The organism is Mesorhizobium vachelliae (assembly GCF_033977325.1).
In the GTDB taxonomy this organism is placed as follows: domain Bacteria; phylum Pseudomonadota; class Alphaproteobacteria; order Rhizobiales; family Rhizobiaceae; genus Mesorhizobium; species Mesorhizobium vachelliae.
Window position 1 is genome coordinate 97,012 of record NZ_JAVIIR010000003.1, and the last position, 13,552, is coordinate 110,563.

Genomic DNA, 13,552 nt, shown 5'->3' on the forward strand with positions numbered 1-13,552 from the left:
GGGTTCATCGATGACCGAAAGACGCTTCTTCATCTTCGGCGCCGGCTATTCGGCCAAGGCTTTCGCGCGAGCCAACGCGCAATCCGCGCCGATCTCCGGCACGACCCGGGCGCCGGAAAAATTCGACATGCTGCGAGCGGCCGGCATCGCGCCCCTGCAATTCGACGGCGCGCTGTCGCCCAAGCTCGGCGATGCGCTTGCAAGGACCACGCATTTGATCGTCTCGGTCGCTCCAGACGAAGCCGGCGATCCGGTGCTCAATGCCGTCGGCGAGGCGCTCAAGGCAAGGATGCCGGCGCTCGAGTGGATCGGCTATCTCTCGACCGTCGGCGTCTATGGCGACCATGGCGGCGCCTGGGTGGACGAGACCAGCGACTGCCGGCCGGTGTCGAAGCGCTCGGTGATGCGGGTGGCGGCCGAGCAGGAATGGCTGGCGCTTGGCCGGGAGACCGGCAAGCCGGTGGCGATCCTGCGGCTTTCCGGCATCTATGGGCCGGGCCGCAACGCGCTGGCCAATCTCGAGGACGGCACGGCGCGGCGGCTGGTCAAGCCGGACCAAGTGTTCAACCGCATCCATTGCGACGACATCGCCGGGGCGCTCTGGCTTCTGGCCGGAAACAATCTCGGCGGGATCTTCAACGTCACGGACGACGAGCCGGCGCCGCCGCAGGACGTCGTCGCCTACGCCGCCGGTCTGATGGGCGTCGCCCCGCCGCCGGAAATTCCTTTCGAGACCGCCCAACTTTCGCCCATGGCGCGGTCTTTCTATGGCGAGAACAAGCGCGTCGCGAATCAGGCGATCAAGGCGGCCGGCTACCGCTTCCGGTTCCCGAACTACCGGGTGGCGCTGGAGCGGATGTGGGCCGAGGGCAACTGGCGGGACGGAGAGCCGCGCAGCCCGATCAGAGCATGATCCCGAAAAGTGGGAACCGGTTTTCGGAAAAGGTCATGCTCCAATAAAGAGTTAGATCAGGATGACGATTCAACGAATCGTCATCCTGATTTGGCGATGATGCCGAAAGTGTGAAGCGGTTTCGGACGACACCGTCCTCCACTGCCTTGATCGATGCTGGACGTGCGCGTGGTATGATTCGTTCCTGGCCGGGTTCGCCCGACCGCGCGGCAAACGGATAGACTGGAGAGGGACCCAGCCTGATGAATTTGCGATCGCTGCCTGACCGCAAACCGTTCCTGACCGCCGCGCTGGCGCTGGTGGCGCTCGCCGCGCTGGCGGCTGTCGCCATTTCGGCCGAACCCCGCGCCAAGGAGCTGTTCGGCGCCCGAAAACTGCCGGCCGTGGCGCCTGCCCAATCCTTCGGCTTCTACTCGAAAGGCTGCTTCACCGGCGGCGTGGCGCTGCCGATGGACGGCCCGACCTGGGAAGTGATGCGCCCGTCGCGCAACCGGCGCTGGGGCCATCCGGCGATGATCGCGCTGATCGAGAAGCTTTCGCGCGACGCGGTGGCCGATGGCTGGCCGGGGCTTCTGGTCGGCGACGTCTCGCAACCGCGCGGCGGACCGATGATGACCGGCCATGCCTCGCACCAGATCGGACTCGACGCCGACATCTGGCTGACGCCGATGCCGAGGCGGCCGCTGACCATGGCGCAGCGGGAATCGATGAGCGCGACGCTGATGGTCGACGAAAAAACGCATCTGGTGAAGGACGCGCTGTGGACGCCGCAGCACACCAGGCTGCTCAAGCGCGCGGCGAGCTATCCGGAGGTCGAGCGCATCCTGGTCAATCCGGGCATCAAGAAGAAGCTCTGCGACACCGTCACCGGCGACCGCTCCTGGCTGCGCAAGATCCGGCCGTTCTGGGGCCATGACTATCATTTCCACATGCGCATCGGCTGCCAGCCGGGCTCGCCTTTCTGCAAGGCGCAGGAAACGACGCCGGATGACGATGGCTGCGGCAAGCCGCTGGCCTGGTGGTTCACCGAGGAGCCGTGGCGGCCGAACAAGAACCCGGACGCGCCCAAGGCGCGCGACCTGTTGACGATGGCCAATCTGCCGAAGCAATGCTTGGACGTTGTCAATGCGCCGGACGCGCCCTCGCTAGAGGCGGTGACCTATCATGGCGGCAGCGCCGCCGCGGTCGCCGTGGCCGAACCGCAGCCGACCGGGCCGGCGGAAACCATCTCCAGCGGCAACGCCGCTATGCCCGCGGCTGAGAGCGCCTTCGCGCCGACGCCAAAGATCGGCATTCCGCTGCCAAGGCCTAGACCTGGGAACTAAGGCGTTTCACCGTTCACGGAAACGGCGCAACGCCCTATCTCTTGCTTTGACGCAATTCCGGACGGAAGGCTATGCGAAGACGCCGAGTCCAACCGCCGACACTTTTCCTGGAATTGCTCTACGACGCAAGCGGGCTTCCCCTTTGTGGGGTCATGCGCTAGTCAATCGATTGAAACGGCGCGATGGCGCCGCAACGAGGACGATCAAGAGCATGACAGGCGAAGACGAGAAGGGGCTGCGGTTTCCGGTCCTGATCGGCGACATTGGCGGCACCAATGCGCGCTTCTCGATCGTGCTCGACGCCAACTCGGAAGCGACTGAGCCGCATATCGTCCAGACCGCGAATTTCAAGACCATCGACGAGGCGATCCAGGCAGCGGTGCTCGATCGCTCCTCCGTCCAGCCGAACTCGGCGGTGCTGGCGATCGCCGGACCGGTCGACGGCGACGAGATCCCGCTCACCAACTGCCCCTGGGTCGTGAAGCCCCGGCAGATGTTCGCCAATCTGGGCCTGAGCGAGGTCGTCGTGCTCAACGATTTCGAGGCGCAGGCGCTAGCCGTGGTGGCGCTCGGCGAAGAGCATATGGAAAAGATCGGCGGCGGCACGCCGGAGCCCAATGCGAGCCGGGTCGTGCTCGGCCCCGGCACGGGTCTTGGCGTCGCCGGGCTGATCTATGCGCTCAACCACTGGATCCCGGTGCCGGGCGAGGGCGGCCACATGGATATCGGCCCGCGCACGCCGCGCGACTTCGAGGTGTTCCCGCATATCGACAAGCTGGAGGGGCGCATCTCCGGCGAGCAGATCCTGTGCGGACGCGGACTGGTCAACGTCTATCGCGCCGTGGCCAGGACGGACGGCAAACCAACGCCCTTCACGACGCCGGCCGAGATCACCGCGGCCGCGCTCGCCAAAACCGATCCGGTGGCCGAGGAGGCGCTGGCGCTGTTCGTCACCTGCCTCGGCCGCACCGCGGGGGATCTGGCGCTGGTGTTCATGGGCCGCGGCGGCGTGTTCCTCACCGGCGGCATCGCGCAAAAGATCGTGCCGGCGCTGAAGGAAGGCAATTTCCGCGCCGCCTTCGAGGACAAGGCGCCGCACAGCGCGCTGATGCGCGAAATGCCGGTCTATGTCATCACCCATCCGCTGGCGGCGCTGCTCGGGCTCGCCGCCTATGCCAGGACTCCCTCGCTGTTCGGCGTCAACACGGCGGGACGGCATTGGCGGGCGTGATCGCGCCCGGGGTTCGGCTGGCGATCGGCCGCCGCGACGAAGTTTCGCCATAGGCAAGCCGTAGCCGGGGCGCTAAGAGGGGTGCCAAATGCGGCCCATCCGACACGCGGAAAACCACGAAGCGCCCCTGATTTGACTGTCCAGACTTCCCTCAAACTGAAAGTCCAGCCTGCCGAGGTCAGCGCGGTGCTGCGCCGCATCCTGGCTGAAAACGGCAAGGAATACCGCTGGACCTATGTCGTCGCCATCGCCTGCCTGCTGATCGTTTCGGGCACCACCGCCTTCACGGCGTGGATCATGGCGCCGATGATCAACCAGATCTTCTACGAGCGGCGCAGCGACATGATCGTCTGGATCTGCGCCGGGTTCATGGGCGCCTCCCTGTTGCGCGGCTTCGCCGGCTACGGCCAGGCGGTGGCGCTGGCCAGGATCGGCAACAATCTGGTCGCCCGCTACCAGAAGCGCAGCTTCGACCACCTGATGAAGCTCGGCGTCAACTTCTTCAACGAGACCCGTTCCGGCCGGCTGGCGGCGCAGGTGAACGAGAATGTCGGCGGCATTCGCGACCTGCTGTCGCTGACGCTGACCTCCATCAGCCGCGACGCGGTCTCGCTCGTCGCCCTTATCGGTGTGATGATCTACCAGGATCCGGTGTTGTCGCTCAGCTCGCTGCTGATCGGGCCGCCGCTGATCTGGGCCGTCGTCTACATCACCCGCCGGCTGCGGCGGATCAACCGGGAATCCGTGCTGATCAACTCGCGACTGAACGGGTCGGTGCAGGAGGCCACGCAAGGCATCGCCATCGTCAAGGCCTTCACCCTGGAAGACGAGCTGGCGCGCCGCATCGGCATCATGGCCGATACGGCCGAGCAGCGTAACAACAAGATCGCCCGCGTCGCGGAGCGGCTGTCGCCGATTTCCGAGATCCTGGGCGGCCTCGCCATCACCGCCGTGCTTGCTTATTCCGGCTATCGAGCGCTGGTGCTCGGGCAGCCGCCGGGCGCGGTGTTTTCCTTTATCACCGCGCTGATCATGGCCTACGACCCGGCAAGACGCCTGGCGCGCACGCAGGTCGGTATGGAGCGCGCCCTGGTCAACGCGCGCATGATCTACGAGCTGCTCGACCTCGAGCCGAAGCAAGGTGACGCCCCCGACGCGGTCGAGGCGAAGATCACCACCGGCGAGGTGCGCTTCAACGATGTGACGTTCGGCTACAATGCCGACACGCCGGTGCTGCGGGACCTGAGCTTCACCGCCGCGGCCGGCAAGGTCACGGCCATCGTCGGCGCCTCGGGTGCCGGCAAGTCGACGATGGTGGCGCTGCTGCAGCGCTTCTACGACGTCGACAAGGGCTCGATCGAGGTCGATGGCCAGGATATCGCCAAGGTGACCAAGCACTCGCTGCGCCAATCGATCGCCTATGTGGCGCAGGCGCCTTATCTGTTCGAAGGCACGATCCGCGACAACATCCGCTATGGCCGGCTGTCGGCCACCGACGCAGAGATCGAGCAGGCGGCGAGACAGGCGGCGGCCGACGAGTTCATCCGCCAGCAGCCGGAAGGCTACGACACGCCGGTGGGCGAAGGCGGCGTGACGCTGTCGGGCGGCCAGCGCCAGCGCGTGTCGATCGCGCGCGCCATTGTGCGCCAGGCGCCGATCCTTTTGCTCGACGAGGCGACCTCGGCGCTCGACAACGAGGCCGAGGCGCGCGTCCAGGAAGCGCTGACCCATGTGATGGAAGGGCGCACGACGATCGTGATCGCGCACCGGCTTTCGACGGTGGTCAATGCCGACCACATCATCGTGCTGGAAGAGGGGCGGCTGGTCGAGGAAGGCACGCATGCCTCGCTGATGGCCGACCCGCACAGCGTCTATGCCCGCTTCCACCGGATCCAGGGCAAGAAGGGGCTGGGGCTTGTCGACGACGTCAAGGCAAGCCAAACTTCGGCCCAAACTCCGGCGCCGCGCAGCCGCGCCAAGAAGACCGTCAGGAGAAGCGCATGAGTGAAGCCGGCGATATGGGCCTGGTGGTGGTGGGCGCCGCCGGCCGCATGGGCCAGACGCTGATCCGCGCCATCCACACCATGCCCGGCGCGCGCGTCGCCGCCGCGATCGAGCGGCCGGACTCGGCCCATCTCGGCAAGGATGCCGGCGAGCTCGCCGGCGTCGGCATCATCAACGTGCCGATCGTCGACGATCCGCTGCCGGCCTTCGCCAAGGCCGACGGCGTGCTCGATTTCACCGCGCCTAGCGCAAGCGTCGAATTCGCCGGCTATGCGGCGCAGGCCCGCATCGTCCATGTCATCGGCACCACCGGCTGCTCGGCCGAGGACAACGCGAAGATCGCCGCCGCCGCGCGCCATGCCACGATCGTCAAATCCGGCAATATGAGCCTCGGCGTCAACCTTCTGGCGGTGCTGGTCGAGCAGGCCGCCAAGGCGCTCGACCCGGAGGATTTCGACATCGAGGTGCTGGAGATGCACCACCGGCACAAGGTCGACGCGCCGTCCGGCACGGCGCTGCTGCTCGGCGAGGCGGCGGCCAAGGGACGCAGCATCGATCTTGCCGACAACAGCGTCAAGGTGCGCGACGGCCATACCGGCGTGCGCAAGACCGGCTCCATCGGCTTCGCGACGCTGCGCGGCGGCTCAGTCGTGGGCGACCACAGCGTGATCCTTGCCGGCACCGGCGAGCGCATCACGCTGTCCCACCATGCCGAGGACCGGGCGATCTTCGCCCGCGGCGCGGTGAAAGCCGCGCTTTGGGCTCGTGGCAAGAAGCCCGGGCTCTATTCCATGCGGGATGTGCTCGGACTTTCCTGACACAAGCCTGAAGCATTTCCTTCTTACGCAGTTCCGTACGAAACCGTTGGAATTGCTCAAACCCCAGAGGAGCTGACATGTCGGGAACTCTCGTGCTCGTGCGCCACGGCCAGAGCGAATGGAACCTGAAGAACCTGTTCACCGGCTGGCGCGACGTCGGGCTGACCGACCAGGGCACCGCCGAGGCGCTTGCCGCCGGCGAGAAGCTCAAGGCGCGCGGCCTGAAATTCGACATCGCCTACACCTCGGCCTTGAAGCGGGCGCAGGTGACCTGCCAGCATATCCTCGACGTCGTCGGCCAGAGCGGCCTGAAGACGATCCGCGACCAGGCGCTCAACGAGCGCGACTATGGCGACCTTTCCGGCCTCAACAAGGATGACGCGCGCAAGAAATGGGGCGAGGAGCAGGTGCATATCTGGCGCCGTTCCTACGACATCGCGCCGCCCGGCGGCGAAAGCCTGAAGGACACCGGCGCGCGCGTTTGGCCCTATTACCTGCACGAGGTGCAGCCGCATGTGCTGCGCGGCGAGACCGTGCTGGTCGCCGCGCACGGCAATTCGCTGCGCGCGCTGATCATGGCGCTGGACGGCAAGAGCGGCGAGGAGATCGTCAAGCTCGAGCTCGGCACCGGCGTGCCGATCGTCTACAGGCTCAACGCCGATTCCAGCGTGGCGAAGAAAGAAGTGCTGGAGGGGTGAGCGCAGGGAAGCCCCCGCCGCTGGTTTCGCCAATCGCCAGCGTTGCAGGAAGGGCGATGAGGGGCGGCGCCAGCACCGACGAAAAAAGCGCGTTGACACATATCGTTTGCCCGCTTACATGAGCGCCCACCAGCCCAGATGGCGGAATTGGTAGACGCGCACGGTTCAGGTCCGTGTTCCGCAAGGAGTGGAGGTTCGAGTCCTCTTCTGGGCACCATCCTTCGCTCTTCGAGCTTCGGATGGCAGGCCATCCCGGAGTTCCAAGAGCGAAGGGTTGGCACTATTCATCCCGACTGCCAACGGGATTTCCCAGATTTACGATGTTTGCGATTAGGCGCAGCCTCCGAGCTTCGTCATTTAAGGGCGAAGCTCCGTCGCCTTAAAGCATGTCTCCCGAAAGTGAGAGCCGGTTTCGGGAGACATGCTTTAGTTGCCTTCACTAATCCGCAGGCTGGCCGCCCGAAGCCGGAGACCGAGGCGGGAAGCGACGCGTTGCGATGCGACATTGCCTCGGTCCGTGCTGTAGAACAGGGCGCGGGAACGCAGCGCCGGCAATCGGGACCATCCGGCTGTCGCGCTGGCGGCAAGGCCTCGACCCCTGAAGGCTTTCACAGTCGCCAGGCCGAGCTCGGCGCCGGCGTCCGCCAGCCGAGCCGCAAAGGCGATGGAAGCGACGTCCCCGCCGACGAGAGCCGCACACCATGGCGCCCAAAAGTCCGCCGCCTCACGGAAGCCGAGTTCGGACAGGCCTTCCGGCACTCCTTCCGCCTTCCACGACCGGATCATGGCCTGGCCATCCTCGGAGTCGCTGCTGACAAGCTGCGCTCCGTCGGGATACGAGTGCCCATGCGGCAGATCATAGATCAAGCCAAAATTGTGCCGCGCATGGTTGCCGCCGCCGAGGAGCGCCAGGTAACGCTCAAGGTGTCGTGGTGTTGCAGGGTGCGTGAACGGCGGCTCAGAGGCGAGGAGTCCTTCGAGCTCGTCCGCCAGGTCTTCAGGCAGATCGGTATGCACCCCGAAGACGTTGCCGGACGCGCAGCCCGCCAACCAGAGCCGTGGTCCCGGTGAACAATCAGGATCGTTCTCGCCGGCAATCCGTCCGTCACGGCTCAGTCGAAACAGCGTGCGATAGTCCGCACGAAGCCAGTCAACAGTCATCCAGCACAGCTTAACGATTCGACGACGCGCGTCCAGCGTCGGCTTTGAACGTGCGCGCGATCCCGCCTCTGTCGAGTGAAAGCGCTCATTATATGAAGCCGCCGGTCAGCCGACCGGCTATTTCACCGAGCTTGTCACCGTCGGATCGACGGCGTCGGGCACGGATTTGCGCTCATTGCCGGCCAAGGTGCCGATGATGAGGAGGCTCAGCACAACCGGCACAAACAGGATGGCGACGCGCGCCTGCACGTAAAAGATGGCACGCCATTCATTTCGCTTCTCAGGGCTGTCGTTCATCATGCTCGCTCTGTGGTGCCTCCCGGCGAGGGGACATAGAGACGAAGCGTTAAACATCTCCTTCCGATTCGGTTAACGGGGCATAGGAAAGCAAATGTCGTCCTTCGCTGCCTGAGGCCAATCGCTTGTGGCGGCGCTGGCCCCCGCTCCGTCTCGGCGCTGCGCGCCGATCCACCTCTCCCCCACTTTGTGGGGGCGAGGAACCCAAGCTTGTCAAAGCAGCCTCTCAAACAGCTTTCAGCGCAAACAGCCTTCCACCGGCCGGCACGACATCGTCGATGCCGGCGAGGCGCAGGCAGTGCCAGGCCATGGCGTGGTTGGAGGAGGTGACGGGAATGCCGATGCGCCGTTCCAGCTCCGCCACCGCCTCGGCGACGCGCAGGCTGGTGCAGGAGATGAAGATCGCCTCGACGCCCGGCACTTGCGCCATACGCTCGGCCGCCGCCTCGATCGAGGCGAGTGAGATGCGGGCCGCCTCGCGGTCGTCACGGCGGTCGAAGGTGGCGACGGCTGATATGTCGAGGCCGCGACCGGTGAAATAGCGAACCAGGCCCTGGTTGATCTCCGGCGCATAGGGCGTGAGCAGGCCGATACCCCTGGCGCCCAATGCCTTAAAGGCGGCAAGCGCGCCGGTGACCGGCGTGGTGCAGGCGACGCCCGGCCGCGCCTTGCGGATCTCGGCGAAGACGGCCTCCTCGCCGAGCGTCATGGTTGCCGAGGTGCAGCCGAAGCCGACGACGTCGAGCGGGATGCTGGGCAGGATGAGATCGACGGTGGGCGCGATGCGCGGCCCCATGGCGCGTAGCGTTTCCGGCGTGATGTCGTTGTCGTTGAAGAGCCGCGCCTCGTAGAAGGCGACGCCCGGAATGCGCACCAGCGCGCGGAACTCATGCTCCAGCGTCTGGTCGGTGGCGAGGATCGCGAGCCCAATCGCCGCGCGAGAGGCAAGGCCGCCGTCGATCTCGGATGGCAGTACGCCCAAGTCGACAGGCTTGGGGTCAACAGGTCCCGATGATTGAGGGCGGGTGGCAGCCGCGCTGACAGACATGGCATTCCCTTTCCTGGTCGATCCCCTGCGGGATCATGCTCTCAGTTCAAAAGACCGTCCATGGAAATAGCCGGCTTGCGGCCGGCGATCAGGTCGGCGGTGATGCGGGCCGAGCCATGCGACATGGTCCAGCCGATATGGCCGTGCCCGGTGTTGAGGTAGAGGTTGCGCAAGCGACGCTGGCCGAACTCGGGCAGGTTGTTCGGCGTCATCGGCCGCAAGCCCGCCCACATCTCGGCGCGGTCATAGTCGGCGCCTTCGGGATAGAGCTCCTCGGTCACGCCTTTCATGAAAGCGAAATCGGCAGGCTTGTGGCTGGTGTCGTAACCGGCGAATTCCGCCGTGGCGGTGACGCGCAGCCGGTCGCCGAAGCGGGAGACGGCGACCAGATTGTGCTCGTCGATGGCCGCGATGGTCGGCGGCGCCGGGCGGTTGCCGACGGGAATCGTCAGCGAATAGCCCTTGATCGGATAGATCGGCAGGCTGATGCCGACCGTCTTGGCGATCAGCGGGCTGTAGGAGCCGAGCGCCAGCACATAGGCGTCGCCCTTGACGCTTCCCTTGTCGGTCAGCACCTCGGTGACGCCGTCGCCTGATGTCTCGATGCCGTTGATGGTGGTGCCGGTGCGGATCTCGCCGCCACGCTCGACCACCTTGGCGGCAAGCGCCCGGGTGAATTTCGCCGGGTCGCCGGTCTCGTCGGTCGGGCAATGGATGCCGCCGGCGATCTTTTCCCTGGCGGAGGCGAGCGACGGATCGAGCGTCACGATGGCGTCGCGATCGAGCACCTTGATCAGCTGGCCGTCCGATTCGAGCAGCCGCATATGATCGACGCCTTTGTCGAGCGCCTGCTGGCTGCGATAGAAATAGAGGATGCCGCGGTCGTTGCGATCGTATTCGATCTGCTCATCGGCGACGACCTCCTGCAGAACCGATTGCGAATAGGCAGCGAGGCGATGCTTGAGCAGCGTGTTGCGCCTGGCCTTCTCGGCCGTGCATTCCATCAGGAACAGCCACGACCAGCTGTAGAGCCGGGGATCGGCCGAGAGCCTGAAGCGCAGCGCCTGATCCTTCAGCACCAGCGATTTCAAAAGGATCATCGGCGCCTTGGGCGAGGACCAGACGAAGGAATGGCCCGGCGCGATCATGCCGGCATTGCCCCAGCTGGTCTCGGCGGCGACCTGGGGCTGGCGCTCGAGGATGACGACCTCGTGCCCGTCCTTCTGCAGCTGATAGGCGGTGGTGACGCCGACAACGCCGCCACCCAACACGATCACACGCATGGCGCCTCCGGAGCTCGCTAAGCTGGCTCACTGTAAGGTGTAAGCTGCAGTCTGCAATGGCACACATGCGGAGATGTCGGCGGGACAGAGGGGGGCGCGAAGGATCACCACCCCCAGCGAATGGCGGAGGCTAGTGCGCCAACGCCTGCTCCAGATCCGCGATCAGATCATCCCCTTCCTCGATCCCGCACGACAGCCGCACCAGCGAGTCCGTAATGCCGATCGCGCCGCGCTTCTCCGCCGGGATCGAGCCGTGCGTCATCAGCGCCGGATGCTCGATCAAGCTTTCGACGCCGCCCAGGCTTTCGGCGAGCGTGAAGAGCTGCGTGCGTTCGAGGAAGCGTTTCGTGCCGGCAAGGTCGCGGTCGAGGTCGACCGAGATCATGCCGCCGAAGGCATGCATCTGCTGGACCGCGATGGAATGCTGCGGGTGGCTGGCGAGGCCGGGATAGATGACCCGGCGGACATCTTTTCGCGTCTCCAGCCATTGCGCTATTTTCAGGCCATTGGCCGAATGGCGCTCCATCCTCAGCGCCAGGGTTTTTATGCCGCGCAGGGCGAGGAAACTGTCGAACGGGCCGGAAATGGCGCCGATGGCGTTCTGCAGGAATTTCAGCTGGTCGGCGAGATCCTTGTTGTCACCGACCACCGCGACCCCGCCGACCATGTCGGAATGGCCGTTGAGGTATTTCGTCGTCGAATGCACGACGATGTCGATGCCGAGCTCCAGCGGGCGCTGGATATAGGGGCTGCAAAAGGTGTTGTCGGCGACGGTGAGCAGCCCCTTGCGCCTGGCGAGTGCCGCGACCGCTTCGAGATCGACGATGCGCAGCAGCGGGTTGGTCGGCGTCTCGACCCAGAGCAGCTTCGTCTCGGGGCGGATCGCGGCCTCGACCGCTGCGAGGTCGGTGAAGTCGGCGAAGCTCACCTCAAGGCCGGCGGAGCGCTTGCGCACCCGCTCCATCAAGCGGAACGAGCCGCCATAGATGTCGTCGGTAGCGACGATATGGGCGCCGGAATCGAGGAGCTCTAGCACCGTGCCGATCGCCGCCAGGCCCGAGGCGAAGGCGAAGGCCTGGCTGCCGCTTTCGAGATCGGCGACCGCGCGTTCGAAGGCGAAGCGCGTCGGGTTCTGGCTGCGGGCATATTCAAAACCCTTGTGCACGCCGGGCGACTGCTGGCCATAGGTGGAGGTGGCGTAGATCGGCACCATCACCGCGCCGGTCAGCGGGTCATGGCTCTGGCCGCCATGGATGGTGCGGGTGGAAAAGGCCAGGCGGTTCTTGCCGTTTGCTGTCATTTTGCGCGGCGCCTCAGATGGTTGATCAGGTCGATACGGGTTATCAGGCCGATGAACTCGTCGCCATCGAATACGATGGCGACCTCGTTGCGATCGAAGACAGGCAGCAGCGCGTCGAGCGTCTGATTGGCCTGCAGCGTGTGCAGGTTCGACGTCATGGCCGTGCGCACCGGCGCGTTGAAACGGTCCCAGCGGCCGTCATAGGGGCCGTCGACCTTGGCCAGGATGTCGCTTTCGTCGACGATGCCGACCAGCCTGCCCTCGTCCAGCACCGGCAATTGCGAGACATCGGAACGGCGCATGCGGCCATAGGCGTTGAGCAGGCTTTCCTGCGGCCCGACGGTCACGATGTCGCCGGTGCGCGGCGAGCGCATGACGAGGTCGCGCAGGTCGCCATGCTGTTCCTGGTCGGCAAGGCCCTGCTCGGCCAGCCAGATATCGTCGAAGACTTTCGACAGATATTTGTTGCCGCTGTCGCAGACGAAGGTGACGACGCGCTTGGGCACCGTCTGCTCGCGGCAATAGCGCAGCGCCGCCGACAACAGCGTGCCCGACGACGAGCCGGCGAGGATGCCTTCCTTCGACAGCAGATCGCGCACCGCCAGCATGCTTTGCTTGTCGGTGATGGAATAGGCCTTTTTCACCAGCGAGAGATCGGCATTGGGCGGCACGAAATCCTCGCCAATGCCTTCGACCGTCCAGCTGCCGGCCTCCTCCATCTTGCCGGTCTTGATCAGCGGCGCCAGCACCGAGCCGACCGGATCGGCGAGCACCATCTCGGTCTTTGGCGAATGTTTCGCGAAGAAGCGGCCGAGCCCCGTCAGCGTGCCACCGGAGCCGACACCGACCACCACAGCGTCGACGTCGCCTTCGAGCTGCGAAAAGATTTCCGGGCCGGTCGTCGTCTCATGCGCCATTGGGTTGGCGGGATTGGCGAACTGGTTAGCATAGAAGGCGCCGGGAAGCTCGGCGGCGATCTTCTCGGCCATGTCCTGGTAATATTCGGGATGACCCTTGCCGACATCGGAGCGGGTCATGCGCACCTCGGCGCCCAAGGCGCGCAAATGCTGGATCTTCTCGCGCGACATCTTGTCGGGCACGACCAGGATGATGCGGTAGCCTTTCGGGATGCCGACCTGGGCGAGCCCGAGGCCGGTGTTGCCGGCCGTGGCCTCGACGATCGTGCCGCCACGCTTCAACTTGCCCGCCTTCTCAGCGGCGTCGATCATCGACAGCGCGATGCGATCCTTGATCGAGCCGCCGGGATTCTGGCTTTCGAGCTTGATGAACAGCCGGCACTTGCCGGTGTCGAATCTGGTCAGCTCGATGATCGGCGTCTGACCGATCAGGTCGAGCACCGAGGCGTAAGGCGGGCGAAGTCTCGACAGGTTAGTATGCGCGCCGTCGGGCGCCGCTTTTGTCTGCTCGCTCATCTTGAGTGCTCCATCGAAGCAGTTCGAGGCGGATGTTGGCA

12 protein-coding genes and 1 tRNA gene are annotated in these 13,552 nt (G+C 65.4%); 7 read left to right on the plus strand and 6 right to left on the minus strand.

Features of this window, described 5'->3' with window-relative positions:
• The first annotated feature begins 10 nt into the window (after window positions 1-10).
• The 7 genes from RFM41_RS07295 to RFM41_RS07325 all read left to right on the plus strand — a co-directional run bounded on the left by RFM41_RS07295 (window position 11) and on the right by RFM41_RS07325 (window position 7,206).
• Window positions 11-913 carry an SDR family oxidoreductase gene (locus RFM41_RS07295; RefSeq protein WP_320247903.1) on the plus strand — a complete coding sequence of 301 codons (903 nt, stop codon included), beginning with the start codon at window positions 11-13 and terminating at the stop codon, window positions 911-913.
• A 242-nt stretch (window positions 914-1,155) separates the two neighbouring features.
• Window positions 1,156-2,238, plus strand: coding sequence for a penicillin-insensitive murein endopeptidase (gene mepA, locus RFM41_RS07300; protein ID WP_320247901.1), 1,083 nt, complete (start codon window positions 1,156-1,158; stop codon window positions 2,236-2,238).
• 211 nt (window positions 2,239-2,449) lie between these two features.
• A complete protein-coding gene (locus RFM41_RS07305; protein ID WP_320247899.1) occupies window positions 2,450-3,469 on the plus strand; it encodes a glucokinase in 1,020 nt (339 codons plus the stop codon).
• Between the two features lie 132 nt (window positions 3,470-3,601).
• The gene (locus RFM41_RS07310) at window positions 3,602-5,473 is read left to right on the plus strand and encodes an ABC transporter ATP-binding protein (RefSeq protein ID WP_320247898.1); all 1,872 of its coding nucleotides are present in this window, start codon (window positions 3,602-3,604) and stop codon (window positions 5,471-5,473) included.
• The gene (dapB, locus tag RFM41_RS07315; RefSeq protein ID WP_320247896.1) at window positions 5,470-6,291 is read left to right on the plus strand and encodes a 4-hydroxy-tetrahydrodipicolinate reductase; all 822 of its coding nucleotides are present in this window, start codon (window positions 5,470-5,472) and stop codon (window positions 6,289-6,291) included. Before RFM41_RS07310 ends, dapB begins: the two co-directional genes overlap by 4 nt.
• A gap of 77 nt (window positions 6,292-6,368) precedes the next feature.
• Window positions 6,369-6,989 (plus strand): 2,3-bisphosphoglycerate-dependent phosphoglycerate mutase, encoded by a 621-nt coding sequence (locus RFM41_RS07320; RefSeq protein ID WP_320247894.1) that lies wholly within the window; start codon window positions 6,369-6,371, stop codon window positions 6,987-6,989.
• 132 nt (window positions 6,990-7,121) lie between these two features.
• Window positions 7,122-7,206: transfer RNA gene (locus RFM41_RS07325), tRNA-Leu, on the plus strand.
• Window positions 7,207-7,415: 209 nt separating this feature from the next.
• Here the strand turns inward: RFM41_RS07325 and RFM41_RS07330 are convergent.
• The 6 genes from RFM41_RS07330 to RFM41_RS07355 all read right to left on the minus strand — a co-directional run bounded on the left by RFM41_RS07330 (window position 7,416) and on the right by RFM41_RS07355 (window position 13,511).
• A complete protein-coding gene (locus tag RFM41_RS07330) occupies window positions 7,416-8,150 on the minus strand; it encodes a GNAT family N-acetyltransferase (protein ID WP_320247892.1) in 735 nt (244 codons plus the stop codon).
• Window positions 8,151-8,267: 117 nt separating this feature from the next.
• Entirely contained in the window at window positions 8,268-8,450 is a 183-nt protein-coding gene (locus RFM41_RS07335) for a hypothetical protein (protein ID WP_320319257.1), read from the minus strand.
• 223 nt (window positions 8,451-8,673) lie between these two features.
• On the minus strand, window positions 8,674-9,429 hold the full coding sequence (locus RFM41_RS07340) for a maleate cis-trans isomerase family protein (protein ID WP_320247888.1): 756 nt from the start codon (window positions 9,427-9,429) through the stop codon (window positions 8,674-8,676).
• Window positions 9,430-9,536: 107 nt separating this feature from the next.
• Window positions 9,537-10,778, minus strand: a complete 1,242-nt coding sequence (locus tag RFM41_RS07345; RefSeq protein WP_320247886.1) for a D-amino acid dehydrogenase — start codon at window positions 10,776-10,778, stop codon at window positions 9,537-9,539.
• Window positions 10,779-10,908: 130 nt separating this feature from the next.
• Window positions 10,909-12,078: a trans-sulfuration enzyme family protein gene (locus RFM41_RS07350; protein ID WP_320247884.1), complete on the minus strand. Its 1,170-nt coding sequence runs from the start codon at window positions 12,076-12,078 to the stop codon at window positions 10,909-10,911.
• On the minus strand, window positions 12,075-13,511 hold the full coding sequence (locus tag RFM41_RS07355; RefSeq protein WP_320247882.1) for a pyridoxal-phosphate dependent enzyme: 1,437 nt from the start codon (window positions 13,509-13,511) through the stop codon (window positions 12,075-12,077). The genes RFM41_RS07350 and RFM41_RS07355 overlap by 4 nt, the downstream gene beginning before the upstream one ends.
• Window positions 13,512-13,552 lie beyond the last annotated feature (41 nt).